The sequence below is a fragment of the Vitiosangium sp. GDMCC 1.1324 genome (genome assembly GCF_003044305.1).
Lineage (GTDB): Bacteria > Myxococcota > Myxococcia > Myxococcales > Myxococcaceae > Archangium.
In genome coordinates this window covers 1-21,522 of sequence record NZ_PZOX01000029.1, presented here as the reverse complement: position 1 = coordinate 21,522, position 21,522 = coordinate 1, and the positions used below count along the sequence as shown (strand labels likewise).

The window sequence follows — 21,522 nt, the reverse complement described above, 5'->3', positions numbered from 1 at the left end:
TTAGGAAAACGACCGTTTTTCGCGGAGGAGGTGAGCCATGTCGCCATCGGCTGAGAAGGTCCTCACGGGGCTCGACGAGAAGCCGCGCTGTTCCTGGTGTGGATCATCTCCGGAGCTCGCGGTGTACCACGACCTCGAGTGGGGCCGGCCGGTGACGGAAGACCACCGGCTCTTCGAGAAGCTGTGTCTCGAGGGCTTCCAGTCCGGGCTGAGCTGGCTGACCATCCTCCGCAAGCGGGAGGCCTTCCGGCGGGCCTTCGTGGGATTCGACTTCGAGCGCGTGGCGCGCTTCACCCAGAAGGACGTCGAGCGCTTGCTCGGGGACGCCGGCATCATCCGGCACCGGGGGAAGATTGAGTCCACCGTCCACAACGCGAGGCTCGCGTGCGAGCTCGTCGACGAGGTGGGCTCGCTGGCGGCGTTCCTCTGGCGCTTCGAGCCCGATCCGGGCACGCGCCCGGCCCGGATGACCCCCGAGGTCCTGAAGACGCTGACGATGTCCGCCGAGTCGAAGGCGCTCTCGAAGGAGCTCAAGGCTCGGGGATGGACCTTCGTCGGGCCGACGACGATGTATGCCTTCATGCAGTCGATGGGGCTCGTCAACGACCATGTCGAGACCTGCGCGTTCCGGGTGTCCGTGGAGGCCGCGCGGCGCGAGTTCCGGCGCCCCCTGCGATGAGAGCGGGACGGACGAGGCCGCTCGAGTCGAGCGCGTCTTCCCTCCTGCCCGCTCACGTGCTGGTCGCGCCCTTCCCCCGGCGGCCGCCGTCCGTCAGGTGACTCTCCACGAGCCCGAGAATGGCTTTGGACTGATATCCCCGTGCCAGTTGGCTGACCTTGGTGGCGAACGGGCCATACTGCGCACCGAGGTTCGTGAGCTGCGTCGCCCAGTGGAGGATGTCCCGCATGCTGCCGGCCAGGGCGAGCTCGTGGAGCACCGCCAGCTGCTCCTGGGGTGGGGGAAGCAGGGGTTGGGCGTTGTCTTCCTGCGGGGCGGGTTGCTCCCGGGGTGTTTCGTATGTCCAGCTCAATCCCAGGCAGGCACCCACTTCCTGCAGCAGCACCCTGTGATCGATGGGCTTGGCGATGAATGCGTTGACGCCAGCCTCCAGGCTCCTGTCTCGATCCTCCTGCGCGGCGCTGGCGGAGATGGCGACAATCGGTACCTCCCGTCCATGCGGCAGCTGGCGAATCCAGTACGTGGCCTCCAGGCCGTCCATCACTGGCATCATGGTGTCCATCAGGATCAGGTCCGGTTGGAGGGCTCGTGCCTTGTCCAACCCCTCGCGGCCGTTCTCCGCTTCCGTCATCTCGAAGCCGAGCCGGGCCAGCAGCTCGACCACCACCGCCCGGTTCTCGGCCACGTCGTCCACCACCAGGACCTTCTTGGCCGGCCCATGGTAGCCAGTCACGACGCCGTCCGGCGGTGCCGCGGTCATCTCGGCATTCACCACGGGTAGCTCCAGTTCAAACCAGAAGGTGCTGCCCTGGCCGAGCCGGCTCTCGACCTGGATATCCGAGCCCATCAGCCGCACGAACTGCCGGCTGATGGCCAACCCCAGGCCTGTTCCCCCTTGCCGGCGCCGCGCCTCGCCCACCTGTTCGAATGGCTGGAACAGGATGCTCAGTTGGTCCTCGTGGATGCCGATGCCGGTATCCCGCACCTCGAAGCGTATCCGGCTGGGTGGCGCGAAGCTCACCCGCAGCTGCACCTGGCCGCTATCGGTGAACTTGACCGCATTGGATAACAGGTTGAGCAGCACCTGTCGCAATCGCTTCTCGTCGGCCCGCACCCAGCCTGGCAGGTCCGGTGCCATGTCACAGCTGAAGTCCAGGCCCTTCTGCGCCGCCTTGACGCTGATCATCTCGGTGATGGTGCGCAGGAAACGGGCGAGCTGGAGGTCCGTGACGTAGAGCTCCAGCTTGCCCGCTTCAATCTTGGCGAAGTCCAGGATGTCGTTGATCAGTGTCAGCAGATGCTCGCCGCTCTGTTGGATCACGTTCAGACCCGCGAGCTCCCGCTCACCCAGCGTCTTGTCCCGGCGCAGGATCTGCGCGTAGCCCAGGATGCCGTTCAGCGGCGTGCGCAATTCGTGGCTCATGTGGGCCAGAAACGTGCTCTTGGCGCGGTTGGCCGTTTCGGCCGCATCCTTTGCGCGCTGCGCCTCGGCGAAGACCCTTTCCAGGTGGCCGATGGTCTCGGCCAGGCGTTGCGTCATGATGTTGATGCTGATGGCGAGCACGCCGATCTCGTCGCTCGATTCGACCGTGGCGCGCGCAGACAGGTTGCCCGCTGCCACCTGTTCCGCCACGCCAGTCAGGCGGTGCACCGGACCGACGATGTTGCGCCGGAACAGAAAGGCCATGGCGAAGCTGAAGATGACGGCCACCAGCCCGCCCGCCACGGTTTGCAGGCGCGCCTCGGCGAGGCTGTTGCGCGCTCGCGCCAGATCCGTCTGCAACTGGGCCTGCTGCCGTTCGGTCACCTTCCCCAGCAGGCCGAGCAGGATATCCGCCTGTGGCGTGACCTGGGTGCGGTACAAGTACAGGTCCTCGTACGCGTGTTCCCCACCGAGAATGCTGACGATCTGCAGCGCCAGATCCGCGAAGCCGGCCCGGTCCTGAGCGATGGCATCGAGTCCGGCCCGCTGCGCGGCGGACAGCAGGTGGCGCTTGCTGGACAGCTCATTCCAGATCGTCGCGTTGGTCGCCAGTTGCGGCCCGTAGGCCAGTTTGAAACTGAGTTCCCCCGAGGCGCCGTAGGCCATGAGGTTGGTCGCCATCGCATCGAACGAGGTCTGGAAGCCCAGCATGTCGGCCAGCAGCTCCCGGTTCTGCGGCGAGGCGCCACGTGCCTTCTGGAGATCGATCAGGGTATCGACCTGTTCCATGATCTGGATTCGCAGCGCTTGAATGTCGACCCGGGCGAGCCGTAGCGCGGGCCGGTTCTTGAGCGGGTTGTCATGCAGCTCGAACAGGTGCTGCGGGAGCTTGACCCAGCGCGCATAGGTCTCGGTCAGCTCGGACACCCACCGCGCTTCTTCGTCGGGCCAGGTGACGGACATCGCTTGCAGTGAGGCAAGACTGTTTTCGAAGGACTTTCTCGCCAGGTGGTATTGCTCGATGTCCAGCGGATCGGACAGCACCAGGTAGCCGCGCACGTGCAGTTGCATGCGCAACAGGCTGGCTTGCGCCTGCGCGGAGGCCAGCGACGCCGGCCCTCGTACGCCCTCGGTGAGGTTGATGTCTTCGGTGGCACTGCGCCCGGCAACGAACGCCAGCGTCACGACCAGCAGCGTGACAGCGGCCAGCGTGCCGAAGCCGAGCGTGAGCTTGCGTCCGATGCCCAGGGGCTTCGAGTGGCGTGTGGCTGGCACGAAGAACTTCTTCGTGCGCATGTCAGAACCCCAGCGAAACCCGGTAGGCGCGCCGCTGCCGCTCGCGGCCGAGCCGGAGGGTGATTTCCTCGAAGTCGACGGCGGCGGCCTTCAAGGCCGCTTCCGGGCTCAACTGGCCGCTCTCGGCCTCCGCCAGGTGCCCATCGAGCGCCTGCCAATAGCTGTAGGCACCGGGAATGCGCAGATAGGGCAACTGCAGCCGGTTGCCGAAGTTGTCAGAGTAGGCTTGCAGGTAGTCGCGGATGTCCGCCTCGTTCCAGCCCGCCTTCAGATACGTGTCGAGCTTCCCGCTGCCATTGGGTGGCAGGAAGTGGAAGCGGCGGCCCGGGTCGATGCCATCCCAGCCGCGCGCCGCGTAGACCTGGGACTTCTCCTTGCTCGCCATCAGCGCCAGCAGGTAGTAGGTCGCCTCCGGCGCCTTCGAGTACTTGGAGATGACACCCGCCCACGAGCCGCCGGTGGTGTTGCCCACCAGGTTTGGCTGCCCGGTCTTGACCCACTTGTGTTGCGCGATGTTGTAGTAGCCATGGGTGCCTGGAAGGGGAGCGGAGCCGATCTTGCCCTTGATCTTGCTGCCCTCCTGCTGTGCCAGCGCGCCCAGATCACCCCAGGAGAAGGTGAGTGCGGCGTGTCCCTCCAGAAAGTGGTCCCAGCTCTTCCCCAAATCCCATGTCAGCATCTCCTTGGGACCGAACTGGACCAGGTCGACCAGCACCTTGAGCGCCTGCACGTGGCCGGGGCTCTCGATCAGCGGCTTCATGGTCTTCGGATCGAACCAGTACAGCCGGGGGTTGTCCGGACCGATCACGAACGGCGCCGACAACGACATGAAGTGAAACATGCCCTGCGCCCCGGGCTTCAGGGCCATCGTCAGGCCGCTGTCAGGCACACCATCGCCGTTGAGATCGCGGCCGTTGAAGTATTCGGCCACATCCCGGAACTGTTCCCAGGTCTTTGGCACGGCGAGCGCATAGCCATACTTCTGCTTGAAGGCGGCCTGGTGCCCTGGGTCCGCGAACAGATCACGGCGGTAGTACATGACCTGTCCATCGTGGTCATTGGCGACCATGTACTTCTTGCCGCCGTAGGAGAGCAGACCGCGGGGGCCCGGCAACACCTCGTCGATGTCCCATTTCGGGAAGCGCGGATCGTTGTAATACTTGTCGTAGGGGATGACGAAGTCCTGCGCCACCAGTTCGCCCAGCCACCAGGCACCGGCGATGGCCGCGTCGTATTTGCCAGTGCGGTTGGTCATGTCGGAAATCAAATTGGCGAACAGCTCTTCGTGTGGCATGAAAATGATGTTGAGCCTGGCGCCTGTGGCGGCCTCGAATTCCTCCTTCAATTCCGACAAAGGCGCACCGATCAGTCGGCTGTTGACCGCCAACACCGTCACACTCTGGCCGGCGAATGGGCACCTGTCAGGCTTGCACGGTTGCGCCACCCGGGGTGGAACGATATCGCCCATCTTGACCACGGATGCGTCCGATGGACCCAGCTTCGATGGTTCCTGGTCCTCGCTCCAAGCAGACAACACGAACAACGCGAGCAGTCCCCCCAGCCACCTCATCTTGCGGCTCATGTCACGCCTCATTTCTCCCGAGGATGGAGGAGTGGTCCTGCTCCAGGCTCATGCACTCGGCATCGCTTCGCGATAGGTACGGCCGGCCAGGCTCGCCACATAGGTCATCAACTCCAGGGGCTCCACCGGCTTGGCCAGGTGCATCTGGTATCCCTCCAGGATCGCCCGTGTCCGATCCTCGGCGCGTGCGAACGCCGTCAACGCCAGTGCTGGCACGACCCCGCCTTGATCCCGCGGCAGCCGCCGTACCTTCTGGATCAGCGAGTACCCATCCTCCTCCGGCATGCCGATGTCGCTCACCAGCACCATCGGCCGGAACCGGGCGAGCTCCGCCAACGCCTCCGCCGCAGAGCCCACCGTTCGCACCTCGGCATGGTGCTCCGCGAGGACCAGCCCAATCAGCTCCCGGGTGTCGGGCTCGTCGTCCACCACCAGCACCCGCACGCTCTCCAGATCCACGAGCTTGCCGCTGAGATCCGAGGAGGCCCGGCGCCGGTGCGTCGCGGGTGTCCTGCTGGCCCTGGCGGCGGTAGGGAAGGCTTTTCTGGGCAACTTCACCGTGAAGCTCGCACCCTGGTCCTTCCCCTCGCTGGCCACCTCCACCGTTCCCCCGTGCAGCTCCACCAGGCACAGCACGATTGCCAGACCCATTCCCAGCCCACCGTGCCGCCGCGTGCTCGAAGCGTCCGCCTGCCGGAACGGCTCGAACACGTGCGGCAGGAAGTCTGGCTCGATCCCGATCCCCGTGTCGCTCACCGTGAGCTGCACGTTCGGGCCCTGTTGGCTCAGCGCAACCTTCACCCGTCCGCCTTGCGGCGTGAACTTGATCGCGTTGCTCACCAGATTCCAGGCGATCTGCTGAAGGCGATTTGGATCCGCCAGGAACTGCCCGACTGCCGGGTCGAGCTCCTGTTCCAACCGGATGGCTTTCGCGTCCGCCGCCGGTTTCAGTGACTCCACCACCGCTTCGAGCACCGACGCCGGACTGACCGCCCGCACGTCCAGGCGCAGCCGGCCGGAGACGATGCGTGACATGTCCAGCAGATCGTCGATGAGCTGGGCCTGTGCCCGCGCATTTCGCGCGATCGTCTCGAGCCCTCGACGCAAGTCCTGGGTCAAGGTGTGGCGGGAGAGGATCAACTGCGCCCACCCGAGAATGGAGGTCAGAGGCGTCCGCAGCTCGTGGCTCAGCGTCGTCAGGAACTCGTCCTTCATCCGGCTGGTGCGCTCGACTTCCCCCCGCGCCGTCCGCTCACTGGCCAGGAGCACCTCCCGCTCCTCCTCTATCCGCTTGCGCTCGCTGATGTCCGTCGAGATTCCACAGATCGCATAGGGCCGCCCCGATTCATCCTGGAGCGGGCATTTGATCGAAATGTAGGTGTGGAGCCCGTCGTCCTGTGGCATGAGCTCCTCTGCCTCTAGCGCCTTCCTGGCTGTCATCACCCGCTGGTCGAAAGCGCGAAATGCGTTGGCGTTCACCCTGGGGAACAAATCGTAATCGGTCTTGCCGAGGACCGACTCCCGGGTGAGGTGAAACAGCATCAGGAAGCGGCGGTTGGTCAACAGATAGCGGCCCTCGACGTCCTTGACGGAGATCACCGCTGTCGAGTTGTCGATGATGGCTTGAAGCAGGCGCTGACTCTCACGCAAAGCCTCTTCCACTCGTTGGCGATCGGAGATCTCCGCCTTCAGGGTGGTGTTCGTGTTGGCCAGCGCGGCCGTGCGCTCCTGCACCCGTTGCTCCAGCTCATCCTGGATGCGCCGCAGTGCCGCCTCTTTTTCCCGGCGCGTCGCGATCTCCTGCTGCAGTTGCGCGTTCTTGGCTTCGAGCTGTTTTTGCGCCTCGCGCAGGGCCAGATGCACCCGGGTCCGGGCGATCAGCTCCTCGATCTGGAACGGCTTGGTGACGAAATCGACGCCCCCCGCCTCGAACGCCGAGAGTTTGTCGGCCGCGTCCGAAAGACAGGTCATGAAGATGACCGGGATTTCGCGGGTGCCTTCCGCCTTCTTCAAGCGCCGGCAGGTCTCCAAGCCGTCCAGTCCCGGCATCACCACATCCAGAAGGATGATGTCGGGTCGCATGTGCTCGGCCCGCTCCAATGCCTCTTCACCATCCTGGGCGACCAGCACCCGATAGCCCATGAGTTCCAGATGATCGACCGCCACGCCCAGGTTGGCAGGGGTGTCATCCACGATCAGGATGGTGGCGGGACGGCCGTCAAGCGTGGTGGTGCTGCTCATGCTCCTCGCTCCCCATGCGCCGCGACAGCGGGCTTCTTGGACCCGGTGCGCTCGGATGCTCGCCTCCCCAGCCATGTGCTGTTTGACCGGACCCACGATCGCCGAGGGCGATCCAGGGCTTATGCCCCAGTCCGGAGTTTGGCTTCCACGGAATGAATCGGAAGAGCGGCACGGGGTGGTCTTGCAACTGGAGCGTCATTCCTTTCTCCTGGTGGAAGACCCCACGCGCGCCTGCAACAGGATGGTGGTGGTGTGCGCCGCGGCCAACTGCTCCCCACAAAGGCGCAACATGCGCGTCCCGGAAGGCCATTCCTCCCCCAGGCGCGCCCAGCTCTTCCGCGGCCCTTGTGGGTTTCCCTCGACGCCGACGCTCCCTGGCAGCTCCTTCCACCTCCTGGCAAGCCCTCGGGGCCCCCCATGCCAGGCAGTCTCCCACCGGCGCTGAGCTCGCCCCGATCTGGTGGCCCTCCCGCATCTCAGGGCACGGTGTAGAGACCGACGGCGTTCGGATCCAACGTGGAGCTGTCGAGCCGGATGCCGGCGGCGCTGCTGATGCTCGCGACGTCGGACACACCCAGGTCCGCCAGGATGTTGCCGCTGGAGCCGCCGCCAGAGGTGGAGATGCCCAGGGTGAGCGTCTCCCACTCACGCGCCGAGGCGCCGGTGGCCGCCACGGAGGAGCCGCCAGCGTTGTTGGCGGAGACGTACTTGCGGTGGATTCGGAAGACAGCGCCCTGGAATGGATTCAAGAATTAGTTAAAATACCAGATTAAGCGGCCAGCCATGTTCAAGGGCCTGATGCAGGGCATGCCCACGAAAAGCGGCGGAGCGCGCTTGCGTTCATTCAGCGAGTGGCGCGACCTTCATGGGGTTGAAGAGGTGTCCCATGGGCTTTCTCCATAGGAGCGGGTGATGTCCAGGCAAGCGGAGGGCATGAACAGCCGCATCGGCTGGTTCGAGGAGGCGCTGGCGGAAGGCGACGGCATTGTCGATTTCGCCGAGCAGTTGCGTGTCGGCCAGGCGCTGGCCGACGCTGTGGAGGACGAGCAGGATTTCGCCCTGATCCGCCAGTTGTTCGCTCAGGCTTCGCCGCACATGCGGCGCCTGGGCAGCCTGGCGCTGGAGGCCATCGCGCATCGCTGGTACGCCGACGCGGCGCCGCTGGCGCTGCGACACCTGGATGACGGTTTCGACTGGGTCGAGTACGACTGTATGCGCTTCTTCCTCAATCAGGCCCCGCTGGACGTGGCGACCCTGCAACGGCTCGACGACAAGCTGGCCAGAACCCGGAACGCCTCCATCACCCAGATCGCCGAGCCGGGCTTGCCGGCATTGCGTGCGCTGGCAGCGTCTTACGAGGTGCCGCTGCGTGCAGTCGAGGCGCAGGGGTTTCGCTTCCAGCTTCCGGAAACCTGGCAGATCACGCGCGAAGTGGCCGATGCGGTGACGTTCACGGCGCCGGCTATCGGTTGGCTGGAGCAGTCGAAGAATCCCTGTCGCAACCAGTTTCTCCTGCAGATCGTCCGCGACGTGGACCCGGCGGAGCTGGAGGAGCTGGCCGAGGCCAACCTTCAGGGCTTCGGCGTCGAAACGACCATCGATCATCCGGACCTGACCCGCTACGCCGGCGCACGGGTCATGCGTTACGGCACCCGAGAAACCTACCCGACCGTGCGCATTCGCGAGGTGCGCACCTACAGCACGACCCTCCTGTGCATCGACACCAGGTCGCCGCTGGCTCATCTCGAGCAGACCCTGGCGCGCAACCTGGCGATCCTCGACTCGGTGCAGCCGCTCTGAACCACCCGGCCGGGACACACACCGGGAGGGACGGGCGCCCCGGTTGTCCGGAGTGCCCGTCCGGCCGTGTGGCTATGGCTGGATGAGTCCGCCGTTCACCACGAGGCCGTAGTCGGCGTCCACCGCGGTCGTCTCGACGCGCGCGTCCTGGACGATCTCGTCACCCAGCACCTCGACCTTCCAGATGCCGGCCGCGGGGTTCGCCAGGAAGACGTTCTCGACCGTGTCGACGGTGTTGGAGGTGCCTCCCGAGGTCGAGACGTTGCTCGCGGTGAGGCCGTTGTTGCCCCAGTACACCACGCCCGAGGGAGAGGTGACCCGCAGCGACAGGTCATTCACTCGCGCGTAGGCCGCTCCCACCGTGCCCATGGGGTCCGTGTAGACCAGGGTAACGTTGAGCTCGGTCTCACCCGCGGCGACGCTGACGTTGTAGCTCTTGACGCCCAGCGGGGTGATGGCGTCGGTCTCGTCGATGACGCTCGTCACCGGGGCGCGGTCGTAGAGACGCTTGAGGTGGGACGTGCCCCAACCCTGCTTGTAGCGGTCCAGGTCCGCGTTCGCACCACCCGCCAGCCAGTTGTAGCGCCAGGCGTTGTTGATCATCAGCGCCTTGGCCGTGGCCATCTGCGGGCGGCTCTCGAAGACGCTGGCCTTGCGGCCGTGGCCGGCCCACACGCCCTCGTGCCACATCTGGAAGAGCAGGCCGAAGTGACCCGCCGTCTGCGGGGTGGCGGAGCTGGTGCCACTGAACTCGGTGTAGCTGGTGGCGCTGCTGCCCGAGGCACCCCGGACGGAGTCGTAGAAGTAGGACAGGTCCGGCTTGATGCGCCCGTCCGCCGCCGGACCGATGCTGCCACCGGAGCCCCAGTAGTCATCCGCGCGGTCGAGGGTGTTCTTGTGGCGGACTCCGCCCACCGAGACGATGTTCTTCGCCCACGCCTGCGGGCGCGAGCTCCGGCTGCCGGAGTTGCTCTGCGACTGAGTGCTGAGGATGGGGTGCTTGAAGAGGTAGTCGTCTACCTCGGCGGAGATGGTGGTGTACGCGGTCGTCAGGGCGCTGCCCACGCTGGAGGTCTGGAAGACAGCGCGGTAGTTCCCGGCCGGGTCCGTCAGCTCCTGGTTGATGGTGTAGCGGGATTTGGTGCCACCGAACTGGGTGGACTCGTTGTAGCGGAAGAAGATGCCCTGGCCGCTCGGCAGCAGGCCGCGCGCGCCCGCGTTCACTCCCTTGGCGAAGTTGTGGCTGTAGCAGCTGGTGCCATGGAGGCTTCCCGTGGTGCCCGTGCTGTGGAGGATGGGGGCGGTGGGCCACTCCTGGTGCGTGGTGAGCAGCTCGGTGTCGAAAACCTCCCCGCGCACGCCCTGACCCGTCCAGCCCTTGAGCGTCTCGAGGTAGTTGGCGCCACCCGTCTCGCGGACGATGTCCATGTCCACTTCGCCCGGGCCACCCCACCGATCAATGAATTGCACCTCGTTGGCGCGCGCCACCTGCTGGAGCTGGGCCTGGGTGAGCGTCGCCTCGACGCGCAGGCCCCCCTGCTCGACGAGCTCCACCTTGCCGCCCAGACGCTGTACCAGCCGGACCACGTCCTGCTGCCGCTTCTCTCCACCCTCGCCGAGCATGATGGAGTAGCGCTGCTCCTGCTGGGGCGCCCTCAGGCCCAGGAGGGACTCGCGCAGCTCACGCTCCAGCCGGTACTCCGGGTGGTAGGGGCCAATCCAACGCACGTAGGGTAGCGCCTCCACGCGTGCCCTCGAACCCGCGTTCATCTCCACGAGGAAGGTGTGGTCGGCGAGGAAGCGCAGCACCTTGCCGCCCTGGGCCTCGATGGCCTGACGGAACTCGGGCAGCGGCGTCGCCAGGAACTGCACCAGGTGCAGGGTGTTGTCCGCGCCGGCCGCGAGCAGGTTGTTCGCGACGGACTTGGGGTCCTGAAGCGGATCGAACCAGGCATCCTGCAGGCGCACCACGTAACTGGTGGACCGTACGCGTCCGAGGGCGGCAATGCCCTCGCGGCTATAGGCGTAGTGGGCCTGACGTCCGCCGATGGGCAGCTCCTCCTCCCACGTGTAGAGCTCCACCGCGGAGCCCGGCACGGAGATGGTCCTCAGCGAGTGGACGGGCTGGGCCGTGCGGTGGAAGGCGAGACCGGCCCCGGTCACCAGCAGGTAACGGCCCTCGGCCGCGAGGGACGAGCCCTCCAGCGCTCGGATGGCACCGGAGGCCGCCCGGACCCCTTGGAGATCCACGAGCTGGGCAGGGGAGCGGGAGGCCTCCCGCGAGGCATTGCCTTGCCCCGCCGCGGCGAGGACCGGCAACGGCGTGACGAGGGTGCAGCCCAGGGCCAGAGCCGAAAGAGGACGCCAGACGCCCGCCGGGCGTGAGAACACGCTTCGCATGTCGATGACTCCTTGAATGTATGTGATTGGCTCGACTGCTTCCCGCGTCCGTCATTGACGCGACGACCCCCCGCCCCATTCGCGAGGACCGACACCGCCACTGCGCGCGAAAACAGCCCCCCGCGATCGCCATGAAGGAGCCGTGTGGCTCACGTCAGGACAAAGCCGCAATTCGATTAAAATATGATTAACTGAAGTTCCTTGAGCCGTCAACATCTCTCGGCATCGACGGGATGAAAGCAGTCAGTGTGAAAACTTGTATGTGTACGCAATCCGGTCACGCCCCACGCGGGCGGGAGCTCGAGGGCGTGAGGGATTGGAGCCTGTCGAGGCGCCGTACGCTCCGAGGGCACGGGGGTTGTGGCCGGTTGGACAGGCGGCCGGCGTGGCGGCTACTTGCAGATTTCCTTCGTCAGCTTGTCGCGCTGGAGCTGTTCCGCGGTGGCTCGCTTGACGGCATCCTCCAGCGCGTCGTCGGCCTTCTCCAGCGCGTCCAGGGCGCGGCTGTGGGCGCGGCCCTTCTTGGCGGTGGCGAGCACGTCGCGCATGTCCTTGCGGGCCTTCTTCAGCGTGGTGAGTTGCTCCTCCCGCTCGGCATATTCCTTCCTCGCCGCCTTGCACTCAGGCGTCTGCGCGGACGCATTCGACGCGAACAACACCGCGGTGACCACGAACCAACGCACGCGCTACCTCCAGGTAAAGGACCTGGGCGAGTATAGGGCGGCGCTGGGGGAGGGGATGCATCGGCGAGCGCACGGCGTGCGCCGGGTGCCAGGGCCCGGGATTCGAGCTCCAGGATGGTAGTTTGTGCGGGCGCCTTGCCGGCCAGAGGATTTCTCGGGCACGTAGGCCAGGTGCAGGAAGGGGAAACGATGTTCCGGCTCTTCGAGAACCCAGAGCAGGTCAGCCATGTCTGGTTGATTTACCGCCTGGCCGAAATCGGGAACCAGGTGTCCCGCGGCGTCGCGGTGATCGCGCTGCTTACCCTGGTGTACGTGGGGTTCCTCGGGGTTAGGTGGGCCGTGCGCCGGAGGCGGGCCGCACGCGAGCGAGGGCAGGGGGGATGGGGCTGGGCGGGCCTGGACGTGGAGCTGAGCGGGTTGCCGGGACTGTTTCGGAGGCGGTGGAAGCTGGGCGTCCTGTGTCTGGGGCTCGTGCTGCTCATCGCCCTCTTGCGCGAGCCGTTCCATGTGGGGACGTATGAGTATGGCGGAAGCTGTGGGCGGTTCCGTTCGTGTGCCACCACGCTCTGGGGGCTCGCGGAGGGGTGCCACGTCTTCGAGCGGGACGCGTCCATCGAGCCGGGGCTCGAGCCGTTCGCGGCCGAGACGGCCTGCGGAGCGGACTGGGCGGTACTCCATCGCGACGTTCACTGGTTTGGTGGTGCCGCGGGCTCTGGAGGAGGAGGAGCGGTCGGGGAAGTGGTGGAGAACCTCATCGACATCTACCGGCAGCAGCGGCGGGTCTATCAGCAGGAGGGCCGGTTCGCGAGCGGACCCGTCGCGCACAGCGGCCTTCACTCCTACCAGGAGCGCGAGTGCGCGGGGCTCGGGAGCTCCTTCTCCGAGCACGCGTACCAGGTGGTCCTCGCGGCGAACCTCGATGAGGATCCGGACGAGGACTGCTGGCTGCTGACGTCGCGAGGAGAGCTTCGGCACGTCCAGCGGGACTGAGCGTGGACGCGTGGACACCTACCTACCTGCGGAAGCGCTACGTGGCCGCGCACCTCCTGCTCTCCGCCGGGCGCGAGCAGGCCATTCACATAGCGCGCGAGCGTGTTCGCGTCCGGGCAGCTCACTCCCGCTCGCCCAGGAGCCCGGACAGGCTCAGGTCGAGGCGTCCGTGGATGGCGCGCATCAGACTCTCCAGCTCGGGTGCCGGGAGGGACAGCCGCTCCATCAACAGACGGCGCGTGCGCTTCTCCAACAGCGCCTGCACGCCGGAGAGGCGGCGGGAAACGGTGGACTTGTGCACGCCGAACAGCGCGCCCATCCGCTCCAGCGAGAGCCGCTCGACGAAATGGAGGCGGAGCAGCTCCCGGTCCTCGTCATCCAGCGAGGCCACGGCCTGGACGAAGGCCGCGCGCACGTGGGCTCGCGCTTCTTCTCGGACGAAGCTCAGCGAGAAGCCGGGCCTCACGGCGCTCGACGTCAAGAAGATACACAAGCTGTACGGATGCAAATAGTCATTCGTCCAGGGCACACCGCTCCCCGTCTCCGATGAGCAGTGGAAGGATGTGTTCGGCGTGTCCCAACACCTCGATGTCGAAGTCCGGGTGGCGAGGCTGCATGGGGGTGAGGTTGACGAGGATTGTCTTTGCCCCCGCGTACTTCGCGCTGCGCACGAAGTTGGACGCGGGGGAGACCGTGCCGGAGGTTCCAACGGCAAGAAAGAGCTCGCACTCACGCAGAGCCTTCTTGGCGGCCCACTCGGCATCCACGGGCAATGGTTCGTCGAACAGGGTGATGTCGAGGCGTAGGGGCGCGCCGCACGCCGTGCACAGCGGGACCTGAGGGTATTCGGCGGAGTCCTCGAAGGGAGGAAGAGCGCAGGCCGGGTTGGTGCAGCGCGTGCGCAGCAGGTTGCCGTGGAGCTCGATGACGTTACGGCTGCCCGCACGGCGGTGGAGCCCGTCCACGTTCTGCGTCAGGAGTGTGAAGAACTGGCCCTCCTGACACCGGGCCTCCCAAGCCGCCAGCGCGAGGTGCGCCGGATTGGCGCTCGCGGCGCGGACGTGCGTGCGCAGGGAGCCCAAGAGGGCCCAGATCCGGGAAGGCTCGCGGGTGAGCATGGCCGCATCGGGGAGCTCCTCCATGCCGGGTTGCGTCCACAGGCCGCCGGGCCCCCGGTAGGTGGGGAGCCCCGACGCGACGGAGATGCCAGCGCCGGTGAGGACGACGATGTGGCGCCAGGGAGTGGTGAGAAGCTGAGCGCGCAGTTCCCACAGCTCCGCATCACTCGTGAGGAGAGCCGTCATGAGGTGATCCTAGCGCACTATATTCCGCCTCGTGCCCGGGAGGCGGATGCCTGTCCCATCGAGGTGGGAGGGGCCGTTACGCCCGATAGCCCGTGGAGGGGAGCGGGCCGGCGGGCCCTCGATCAATGCACCGGGGCGGAGGACGGCGGCTCGGTGTGCGGTGCTCCGGAATTGGACATGAGCTCCGGCAGAGCCATCTTCGGAATGTCAGGCCCTGGCAGGTCCTCCAGCACTTGCGAGTACAGCTCCAGTCCCTGCGCCAGGGGCAGCTGCTTCAAGTCGAGCTGAAGCTCGAGGGCCTCGAGTTTCGTGTCCACCCGATGAGCCTTCTCGAGGGATTCGGAGGACCCCGACGAGCGGACGAGGTTGATACAAACAGCCGAGATCGCCGAGCAGATGGCAGCGGTCAAGCAGAGGGGCTTCCAAGGCATGGACCTGAAAGCCGAGGCGAGCGAGACCCCGCCAATCGTCAGCACCGTCGCGAGCGCGCTGCAGACGATGCTGATGGTGTTGTAGCGAGCGGTACGCCGCTCGAGACCTCGAGCGTACGCTTTGAGCTCCGCGTGCTTCTGGCGGACCCGCTCGCTAAGGACCTGAGCCGTATCCTGTGCCGTGTCCGGAGGATTCAGATGAGTCTGACTCATGAGGGCCTGCTTCCTTTGATGGGAGTGACGGCGCGCCTGAGCCGCGCGCCAATCATGAATAGAGTCCGACTTCAGCGGATGTGAGCCGCATCGTAGCGGGGCTGAGCGGCTCCTCGCCCCGGAGGCAGGCTCAGTCCCACGCGACCTCGAGGCTCTCGTGTCTCCGGACGGTGACGCTCTTCAGGAAGCCCGGCTTCTGCCCCGGCACGAGCCGGAGTCCCGGGAGACTCCGGAGCAGGGCCTCCAGTGCCAGGCGAGCCTCGAGCCGTGCGAGCGGCGCGCCGATGCAGAAGTGGAGGCCCTGTCCGAAGGCGATGTGCTTCTTGACGTCAAGCCGCCGGATGTCGAAGCGCTCTGGCTCATGGAACCGGGCCTCGTCGCGGTTGGCCGACGCGTAGACGAGCCGGATGTGGGCACCCTTGGGAATGGGGACTCCCCCGAGCTCCACCGCCTCCAGCGCTGTGCGGAACATGGCATGCACGGGGGAGGTCATCCGCAGCGCCTCCTCGACCGCGCCCGCGATGAGGCTCGGGTCGTCCCGAAGTGCCCGCAGCTGCTCCGGATGGTGGAGCAGGAGCTCCACCGCTCCCACGATGAGGCCCGCGGTCGTCTCGTGACCCGCGAAGTGCACCTGCATCAGCAGGCTCACGAGCTCCGCCATGCTCATGGGCGGCGTCATCCCCTGCGCCCCGGTGACGATGTCGCTCAGCAGGTCCTCCCGGGGAGTCGTCTTCCGCTCCTCGAGCGCCGAGGCGAGGTAGCGCTGGAAGTCGACCACGCCTCGCGCGCACGCGACCTGGTGCTCGACGGGGCCATGCGCCGCGAGGACCGTGGACAACTCGTCGGACCAGCGCCGGAACCTGTGGATGTCCGAGCGGGGGATTCCGAGAATCTCCGCGATGATGCTGCACGACAGCGGATGGGCGAACCGGAGGAACAGGTCCGCCTGCCTCTCCTGCTTGAAGGAGTGGATGAGCTCGTCCACGAGGGCGCGGATGAAGGGCTCCTTCTCCGTGAGGCGCCGCCCGGTGAAGGCCTTGCTGACGAGGCTCCGGAAGCGCGTATGCGCTGGCGGATCATTGTCGACGAGGCTGGGCACCAGGGGGTAGCCATCCATCAGCGCGGTGACCACCTCCGGCGGCGTCGTCGCGGCTCCCACCGTGATGGACTCGGCGGACGAGAAGCGTGCGGTATCGGCGACCACGGCGCTGATGTCCGCATGGCGCGTCACCACCCACGACCCCAGCGACGGGCTGAAGAACACCGGCTCCTCCCGCCTTGCACGTGCGAGGAACGGGTGGGGCTCCTCGAGCTGAGGAGAGTCGAGCGGATGGTACTCGGACCCGAGTCCTGAAGAGGTATTGGTTTTGGACATACGTGCGCGGACCTTTAAGCAATGAGTTCAGGGTGCGTCAAAAGATGATATGCGGGGCTCCCATGTCTCGAGACGTCGAGCTCCAGTGTCGTTGCGGAAGGATACACGGATGGCTGCGCGAGGCGGCTCCAGACACGGTGAACCGTGTCATCTGCTACTGCGATGACTGTCAGGCGTTCCTGCACTACCTCGGCCGAGCCGAGCTGCTCGACGAGCACGGCGGCTCGGATGTCGTGCAGGTCGCGCCATCGACGCTCTCGTTTGATCGTGGCACCGAGCTCGTCATCGCCGTGCGCCTCACGCCCGAGGGCCTCTATCGCTGGTACGCGGGCTGCTGCAAGACGCCGCTCGGCAACACGGTGTCGCCGCGGCTACCGTTCGTCGGGATCGTCACCGAACTGTTCCAGCAGGCACCGAACGCGCGCCCGTGTGACGAGGTCTTCGGCGCGCCGCTCGGTGGGATCCTCGGCAAGTTCGCGATCGGCCATCCGCCGCCCGGGTCGGTGAAGCCGAACGTGCGCCTGATCGCGCGTGCGATCCGCAAGGTGCTCGGCTGGAAGCTCCGCGGCAAGACGTGGCCACATCCGTTCTTCGACCGCGCGAGCGGCAATCCGAAGTACCCTGTCACGGTGCTCTCCACGGTTACGCGTGACGCGATCCGCCCGCTGTGTGGCCCACGTCCCGCTCGCGAGTGACCGCGGAGACGGGCCCGCCAGGCGACACTCGCCCCCTGTCCGAGCCCGTCTTCCAGCAGCTCGTGCCCCGGCCCGGAGGAGCGCGAGAAATGGGCGCCATGGATCTCAAGGGCATCCCCGAGCCGGTGCGCTGCTACTGCCTGCCCGGCATCGGGAATGAGCCGATAGCGGGGCACCCCGACACCCCGTGCGCTCCCGAAGGTCGAAGAATAGAGGGGCGCCCCCGACGCGACTACAGGCTGCTCAGCACCTTGCGCTGCTGATTGATCCACGAGATGTAGCTGGAGACCCGTGTGTAGACGCCGGGCAGCCCGGGCCTCGCGCACCCCACGCCGAAGCTCACGATGCCCTGGAGGACGTAGTTGTTCCCATTCTTGAAGACGAACGGGCCACCGCTGTCTCCCTGGCACGAGTCCTTGCCCCCCTGCCGGTAGCCGGCTCCAAGCATCGCCTTCGGATCGATACTGATGCCTTCCTTGCTGTACATGGAGGCCAACTCACGGGAGTTGATGGTGGGGACGGACACCTGCATCAAGATGCTCGAGGTGTCGTACCCCCCTTCTCGCGTCAGCCCCCAGCCCGCGACCGTGCCAAGCGTGTTGTCCGGAACGGCTTCCCCAGCTTGGGGCAGAAAGACGGGCTGGATGGTGCTCGAGAACTTGATGGGCTTGGCGAGCTTGATGATGGCGATGTCGTTGAGGGTCGTGTCCGGGTTGTAGGCCGAGTGGTAGACCGCCCTCTCGCCGCTGACGCTGACCTGTCCGGCCCCCGGACGATTGAGGTCGTGTGCGCCCGCGACCACGGTGAGACCACTGGAGCCGTCGTAGACACAGTGCGCGGCCGTGACCACGATATCGGAGGCCTCAACGGTGGGGGAGACCCTGATGAGGGATCCACCGCAGAAGTGGCTACCGTACTGCTGCAGGCTGACGATCCACGGGTGGGAGCCCGGACGCGCCTCCACGCCGCCGACAATCTCCTGCCCGATGGTGTCCATCGCATCGACCTGCTCCGGCTCCATCACCTCACCACCGCAGCCCAACAGCCCCACCGCGGCAACCACTGCACACACCGAACGCATGAAACCCTCGTTGTTCGAGTCCACGCGGGGTTGTGCAAGCCATGCGCCACGGCGGCGTGAAACATCCTCCGAGGGAAGAGGGGCGAGCGTCCGGGTGAACACGCGGCGTTGACGCGTCATTGACGTGGCGCGGTCGCGGGGATGACGTGTCATGAGCCGGCGGAGGCCGCGGGCGATGGACACGGCCAGGTGGGGGGCCGTGTCCATCGGTCACGCGCACTCACCGTGCACGGAGCTCAGGGCGTGTACAGCTCCGCCGACGAGAATGGCATTGTTGCTGGGATTGTAACCCCCCGTGATGAGCACCTTGCCGTTGGGTAGCAGGGTTGCCGTGTGCTCCCTGTGCTCATAGGTCATGGATGTGGTGCTCCAGGTACCCGTGGCCGGGTCGTGCAGCTCCGCCGATGAGTGGGAGGTGGAGCTGACGCGGTTGTAGCCCCCTGTGACGAGCACCTTTCCATTGGACAGCACAACCGCTGTGTAGAGGTCGCGCGCCGAGGCCATGGAGCCCATGGTGCTCCAGGCCCTCGTGGCCGGGTTGTACAGCTCCGCCGACGAGAGGGTTTTATCTTTGTAGCCCCCCGTGATGAGCACCTTGCCGTTGGACAGCACAACGGCCGTATGCCCGCCGCGTGCGCGTTCCTGTGGGGCGGCAAGGTGTACTGCTGAGCGAGCCCCGCGGGTGCAATCCGGCCGGGATAACACATACATGTCGGGAACAAATCTTTGCCGATTTCCTCGATTTTGGGGCTCAAACGCGCATTTCGAGATAGATTTGTTTCAGGGCTGTTTGGTAGTTCGGGGCTTCCCTGTTCAGGGGAGGCCGTGTTACCTATTCAACCACATCGCCGTCTGACCAGCGCTCAGACGGCGAAGGCTGGCCCCGTGAACACAACTTAGGTTCGACAGCCCTAGGGCCACATGTGGAGAACGCACCATGATCGACAGCTCCGCCCCGCGACTTGTCTTCGTTTCGGAGGGCTTCCGTTACGATGTTTACGCAACCCAGGTTGCTTTCCGGGATTACGACACGCTTCTTCTCGCTTGGAGGCAGTCCGCTGATGGGGGCCCTCGCTCGCAAGTCGTTCTCAAACCCTTGCAGGTGTCTTCAGACCGCGAGCGGGAGGATCGTGCTTGGGAAGAGGTGCAGCTCGCGACGCATTTGCAACACTCCGGCATTGTGAAGGTTCACGGCCACGTCTCTCACAGGGGCAAGGTCTATGTCGTCATGGAGCACTTGCGCGGTTGCTATCTCCTGACGGCTATGGACTTCGCCTTGCTGGTGGGGCGTACGTTGTCGCCCGCCCTAGCGGCCTATGTCGCAGCGGAAGTGGCGAACGCGCTCGATTATGCACACCGTCGCAGTGACGCCGAGGGCCACCCGCTGCACATCATTCACCGCGCCGTGGGTCCCATGCGGATCCGTCTCGGGTTTGATGGGCGCGTCATGCTCGCGAACTTCGGTGCCGCCTACTCGGAGCTGCGCGACCGCTTGCAAACACCGCCCGGCCGGTTGCGCGGGGACCCCGCTTACTGTGCGCCCGAGATCCTGCGAGCCGTGATGGAGTCCACCGGGACCGGTGCCGACCCACTCATCGCGGGAGCGATTGACGGTAGGGCTGACGTGTTCTCTCTCGGGCTTGTTCTGCTCGAAATGCTGCTGGCCGAATACCCGCTCGATCCGACTGAGGCCCCCGTGCTGGGCGCTCCCCAGGGGTTCGCATCCGGTGTGCGAGCCGAGCGGACGGCACAATTGAGCCTGGATGTGTTGGCTTACCGGCTGCTGCGCTTCGACCCCAGGGAAGCGGAACGTCGTTTGGAAATGGCGCCCCCTCCCTTGCGGTCCATTGTCCGGCGTGCGCTTCAACACGATCCCGCCGCACGCTACGGAGCCGCCGAAATGCGCGACGAGCTGCGCGCCTACCTGGATGCTTTGGATCGGCCCTTCGGAGAAGTAGAGCTTGCCGGCGAGCTGAAAGCCATCTGGGAGACTGCCGCGAGGGTCAAGCGGCTGATCGCGAACCCGATCGAGCGAACGGCGCTGTCGCCGGACGAGCAGGGAGACTAGTGCCAATGAAAGGGAAGAAAGGCACAAAGTCTCCCGGCGAGAGGGGGCGAGTCAGAAGCGATCTCACGATTCAGATTGGCAGGGCAGCGCGGGAGGCTCGGCGGCGTGTTGGATTGACGCAGGAGGATGTCGCCGAGCGCGTCGGTATTACCGCCGAAGTGTATGGAAGGGTAGAGCGAGGCGACATGCTTCCGGCCACTCCAAGGCTAAAGAGAATCTGCGCGGTACTCGGAACTTCTGCCGACTCCCTGATAGGATTCACCGAACAGGAAGCCTCCCAGACCCGACCGTCACCCGAGGAAGCGCTGACTCCCGATGTTAGGCGATTGCTGCGGGTGGTGCGGACGCTGGCTCCCGTGCAGCTCGCCGTCTTGAAGGGGACGGCGGCTGGGTTTCTCAGACTCAAGAAACGGCGTCAGCGGCAACAGCGCAAGCATGATAAGTCACAGGGCGCCATCACCTGAGAGGCATATCGCATGGAAGACGACCTTCTACAGAAAAGACTCGGCGAGGCAGCCCGAACCGCACGGGAAGAGCTTGGGCTTACTCAGGCCCAAGTAGCTAAAAAGGCGGAGATGAGCCCGGCAGTATATGGGCGAATCGAGCGCGGCGGGATGATGCCGAGCGTTCCGGCACTGCGAAGGATGGCGGTCGCGTTGGGTGTTTCTCCGGCCGTGCTCCTGGATATGACCCGCCAAGAGGTGCCCTCCTCGGATCGCGACCTGTCGCCCGAAGCGCGTAAGGTCGTGGGGCTCGTGCGGACGTGGTCAGAGGCGAGGATCGCGGTCGGGAACGAGCTGCTGCGGGTTCTCGACGCCGTGCCGATGGCCGACGAGTAGACCCGTCTCAAATTAGGGACTGGGGGGCGGGTGGGTGGCGGCCGGGGGCGAGTGGGTTGGGGGCCGGCTTGGAGCGGTCGCCACGCCTGGAGGGGTCCACCCGCCTCCCCGGTCCCGCCTTTCAGACCGAATCCCTCCGGTTATGCTACGCTCCCCAATCTAGGAGGTAGAGCGCGTGGGACTGGCACTCAGGCACCCGGACATCGGCGAGATGATCGGGGACTACAAGGTCGTGGGGCTGTTGGGCGCGGGGGGCCTCGGGGTCGTCTACAAGGTCGAGCGTGGGGGCCGGTTCTTTGCGTTGAAGATCCTTGCAGTCCCGAAGTTGGACGGCAGGGCCAAGCGAGAGATCGGCATTCTCATTCACCTGGAGAACCCCTGCGTCGTCCGTTACGTGGGCTCGGACTTCTGGCCTGACCCGG

At 65.9% G+C, this 21,522-nt stretch carries 20 protein-coding genes and 1 pseudogene; 9 read left to right on the top strand and 12 right to left on the bottom strand.

What is annotated here, in order from left to right; all coding sequences use genetic code 11:
• The first annotated feature begins 37 nt into the window (after positions 1-37).
• Complete coding sequence (locus DAT35_RS50120) at positions 38-679, top strand: DNA-3-methyladenine glycosylase I (RefSeq protein ID WP_108076565.1); 642 nt, start codon at positions 38-40, stop codon at positions 677-679.
• A gap of 52 nt (positions 680-731) precedes the next feature.
• Here the strand turns inward: DAT35_RS50120 and DAT35_RS50115 are convergent, their stop codons facing one another.
• The 4 genes from DAT35_RS50115 to DAT35_RS50100 all read right to left on the bottom strand — a co-directional run bounded on the left by DAT35_RS50115 (position 732) and on the right by DAT35_RS50100 (position 7,970).
• Positions 732-3,398 (bottom strand): ATP-binding protein, encoded by a 2,667-nt coding sequence (locus DAT35_RS50115; protein WP_108076564.1) that lies wholly within the window; start codon positions 3,396-3,398, stop codon positions 732-734.
• 1 nt (position 3,399) lies between these two features.
• On the bottom strand, positions 3,400-4,980 hold the full coding sequence (locus DAT35_RS50110; protein ID WP_108076563.1) for an ABC transporter substrate-binding protein: 1,581 nt from the start codon (positions 4,978-4,980) through the stop codon (positions 3,400-3,402).
• A gap of 48 nt (positions 4,981-5,028) precedes the next feature.
• Positions 5,029-7,221 carry a response regulator gene (locus DAT35_RS50105; RefSeq protein ID WP_108076562.1) on the bottom strand — a complete coding sequence of 731 codons (2,193 nt, stop codon included), beginning with the start codon at positions 7,219-7,221 and terminating at the stop codon, positions 5,029-5,031.
• 476 nt (positions 7,222-7,697) lie between these two features.
• The gene (locus tag DAT35_RS50100) at positions 7,698-7,970 is read right to left on the bottom strand and encodes a hypothetical protein (protein ID WP_108076560.1); all 273 of its coding nucleotides are present in this window, start codon (positions 7,968-7,970) and stop codon (positions 7,698-7,700) included.
• 184 nt (positions 7,971-8,154) lie between these two features.
• Here DAT35_RS50100 and DAT35_RS50095 point away from each other — a divergent pair, with 184 nt between their 5' ends.
• The gene (locus tag DAT35_RS50095) at positions 8,155-9,021 is read left to right on the top strand and encodes a hypothetical protein (protein ID WP_146210211.1); all 867 of its coding nucleotides are present in this window, start codon (positions 8,155-8,157) and stop codon (positions 9,019-9,021) included.
• 72 nt (positions 9,022-9,093) lie between these two features.
• On the opposite strand, the gene DAT35_RS50090 is transcribed toward DAT35_RS50095, so the two are convergent.
• Complete coding sequence (locus DAT35_RS50090) at positions 9,094-11,421, bottom strand: S8 family serine peptidase (RefSeq protein WP_108076556.1); 2,328 nt, start codon at positions 11,419-11,421, stop codon at positions 9,094-9,096.
• Positions 11,422-11,813: 392 nt separating this feature from the next.
• Positions 11,814-12,104, bottom strand: coding sequence for a hypothetical protein (locus DAT35_RS50085; RefSeq protein WP_108076554.1), 291 nt, complete (start codon positions 12,102-12,104; stop codon positions 11,814-11,816).
• Between the two features lie 339 nt (positions 12,105-12,443).
• Between DAT35_RS50085 and DAT35_RS50080 the strand changes: the two genes are divergently transcribed.
• Complete coding sequence (locus DAT35_RS50080; RefSeq protein WP_146210210.1) at positions 12,444-13,094, top strand: hypothetical protein; 651 nt, start codon at positions 12,444-12,446, stop codon at positions 13,092-13,094.
• 121 nt (positions 13,095-13,215) lie between these two features.
• On the opposite strand, the gene DAT35_RS50075 is transcribed toward DAT35_RS50080, so the two are convergent.
• The 3 genes from DAT35_RS50075 to DAT35_RS50065 all read right to left on the bottom strand — a co-directional run bounded on the left by DAT35_RS50075 (position 13,216) and on the right by DAT35_RS50065 (position 14,715).
• The gene (locus DAT35_RS50075; RefSeq protein ID WP_233262183.1) at positions 13,216-13,575 is read right to left on the bottom strand and encodes a sigma factor-like helix-turn-helix DNA-binding protein; all 360 of its coding nucleotides are present in this window, start codon (positions 13,573-13,575) and stop codon (positions 13,216-13,218) included.
• A 31-nt stretch (positions 13,576-13,606) separates the two neighbouring features.
• Entirely contained in the window at positions 13,607-14,398 is a 792-nt protein-coding gene (locus DAT35_RS50070; RefSeq protein ID WP_108076550.1) for a Sir2 family NAD-dependent protein deacetylase, read from the bottom strand.
• A 122-nt stretch (positions 14,399-14,520) separates the two neighbouring features.
• Positions 14,521-14,715 (bottom strand): hypothetical protein, encoded by a 195-nt coding sequence (locus DAT35_RS50065; RefSeq protein ID WP_108076548.1) that lies wholly within the window; start codon positions 14,713-14,715, stop codon positions 14,521-14,523.
• 49 nt (positions 14,716-14,764) lie between these two features.
• Here DAT35_RS50065 and DAT35_RS59540 point away from each other — a divergent pair, with 49 nt between their 5' ends.
• Positions 14,765-14,914, top strand: coding sequence for a hypothetical protein (locus DAT35_RS59540; protein ID WP_158502213.1), 150 nt, complete (start codon positions 14,765-14,767; stop codon positions 14,912-14,914).
• 258 nt (positions 14,915-15,172) lie between these two features.
• Here the strand turns inward: DAT35_RS59540 and DAT35_RS50060 are convergent, their stop codons facing one another.
• The gene (locus tag DAT35_RS50060; RefSeq protein ID WP_233262182.1) at positions 15,173-16,306 is read right to left on the bottom strand and encodes a cytochrome P450; all 1,134 of its coding nucleotides are present in this window, start codon (positions 16,304-16,306) and stop codon (positions 15,173-15,175) included.
• Between the two features lie 155 nt (positions 16,307-16,461).
• On the opposite strand from DAT35_RS50060, the gene DAT35_RS50055 reads away from it, so the two are divergent.
• On the top strand, positions 16,462-17,112 hold the full coding sequence (locus DAT35_RS50055) for a DUF6151 family protein (RefSeq protein WP_369946443.1): 651 nt from the start codon (positions 16,462-16,464) through the stop codon (positions 17,110-17,112).
• A gap of 232 nt (positions 17,113-17,344) precedes the next feature.
• On the opposite strand, the gene DAT35_RS50050 is transcribed toward DAT35_RS50055, so the two are convergent.
• Positions 17,345-18,193, bottom strand: coding sequence for a serine protease (locus DAT35_RS50050; protein WP_108076544.1), 849 nt, complete (start codon positions 18,191-18,193; stop codon positions 17,345-17,347).
• A 210-nt stretch (positions 18,194-18,403) separates the two neighbouring features.
• Positions 18,404-18,904 (bottom strand): kelch repeat-containing protein, encoded by a 501-nt coding sequence (locus DAT35_RS50045; protein ID WP_108076542.1) that lies wholly within the window; start codon positions 18,902-18,904, stop codon positions 18,404-18,406.
• 226 nt (positions 18,905-19,130) lie between these two features.
• On the opposite strand from DAT35_RS50045, the gene DAT35_RS50040 reads away from it, so the two are divergent.
• From DAT35_RS50040 to DAT35_RS50025, 4 genes and pseudogenes are all read left to right on the top strand, one after another.
• The gene (locus tag DAT35_RS50040) at positions 19,131-20,261 is read left to right on the top strand and encodes a protein kinase (protein ID WP_108076540.1); all 1,131 of its coding nucleotides are present in this window, start codon (positions 19,131-19,133) and stop codon (positions 20,259-20,261) included.
• Between the two features lie 5 nt (positions 20,262-20,266).
• The gene (locus DAT35_RS50035) at positions 20,267-20,725 is read left to right on the top strand and encodes a helix-turn-helix domain-containing protein (RefSeq protein ID WP_108076538.1); all 459 of its coding nucleotides are present in this window, start codon (positions 20,267-20,269) and stop codon (positions 20,723-20,725) included.
• Between the two features lie 12 nt (positions 20,726-20,737).
• Positions 20,738-21,100, top strand: coding sequence for a helix-turn-helix domain-containing protein (locus DAT35_RS50030; RefSeq protein ID WP_108076536.1), 363 nt, complete (start codon positions 20,738-20,740; stop codon positions 21,098-21,100).
• A 175-nt stretch (positions 21,101-21,275) separates the two neighbouring features.
• Positions 21,276-21,522, top strand: a pseudogene (locus DAT35_RS50025) (serine/threonine protein kinase); the annotation flags it as partial.

Coding starts and splice junctions, on each gene's coding strand:
- DAT35_RS50105 (WP_108076562.1), bottom strand. CDS start 7,221: ATGAGCAGCACCACCACGCTTGACGGCCGTCCCGCCACCATCCTGATC.
- DAT35_RS50120 (WP_108076565.1), top strand. CDS start 38: ATGTCGCCATCGGCTGAGAAGGTCCTCACGGGGCTCGACGAGAAGCCG.
- DAT35_RS50055 (WP_369946443.1), top strand. CDS start 16,462: ATGATATGCGGGGCTCCCATGTCTCGAGACGTCGAGCTCCAGTGTCGT.
- DAT35_RS50040 (WP_108076540.1), top strand. CDS start 19,131: ATGATCGACAGCTCCGCCCCGCGACTTGTCTTCGTTTCGGAGGGCTTC.
- DAT35_RS50110 (WP_108076563.1), bottom strand. CDS start 4,980: ATGAGCCGCAAGATGAGGTGGCTGGGGGGACTGCTCGCGTTGTTCGTG.
- DAT35_RS50095 (WP_146210211.1), top strand. CDS start 8,155: ATGAACAGCCGCATCGGCTGGTTCGAGGAGGCGCTGGCGGAAGGCGAC.
- DAT35_RS50030 (WP_108076536.1), top strand. CDS start 20,738: ATGGAAGACGACCTTCTACAGAAAAGACTCGGCGAGGCAGCCCGAACC.
- DAT35_RS50090 (WP_108076556.1), bottom strand. CDS start 11,421: ATGCGAAGCGTGTTCTCACGCCCGGCGGGCGTCTGGCGTCCTCTTTCG.
- DAT35_RS50115 (WP_108076564.1), bottom strand. CDS start 3,398: ATGCGCACGAAGAAGTTCTTCGTGCCAGCCACACGCCACTCGAAGCCC.
- DAT35_RS50070 (WP_108076550.1), bottom strand. CDS start 14,398: ATGACGGCTCTCCTCACGAGTGATGCGGAGCTGTGGGAACTGCGCGCT.
- DAT35_RS50045 (WP_108076542.1), bottom strand. CDS start 18,904: ATGTATGTGTTATCCCGGCCGGATTGCACCCGCGGGGCTCGCTCAGCA.
- DAT35_RS50035 (WP_108076538.1), top strand. CDS start 20,267: ATGAAAGGGAAGAAAGGCACAAAGTCTCCCGGCGAGAGGGGGCGAGTC.
- DAT35_RS50050 (WP_108076544.1), bottom strand. CDS start 18,193: ATGCGTTCGGTGTGTGCAGTGGTTGCCGCGGTGGGGCTGTTGGGCTGC.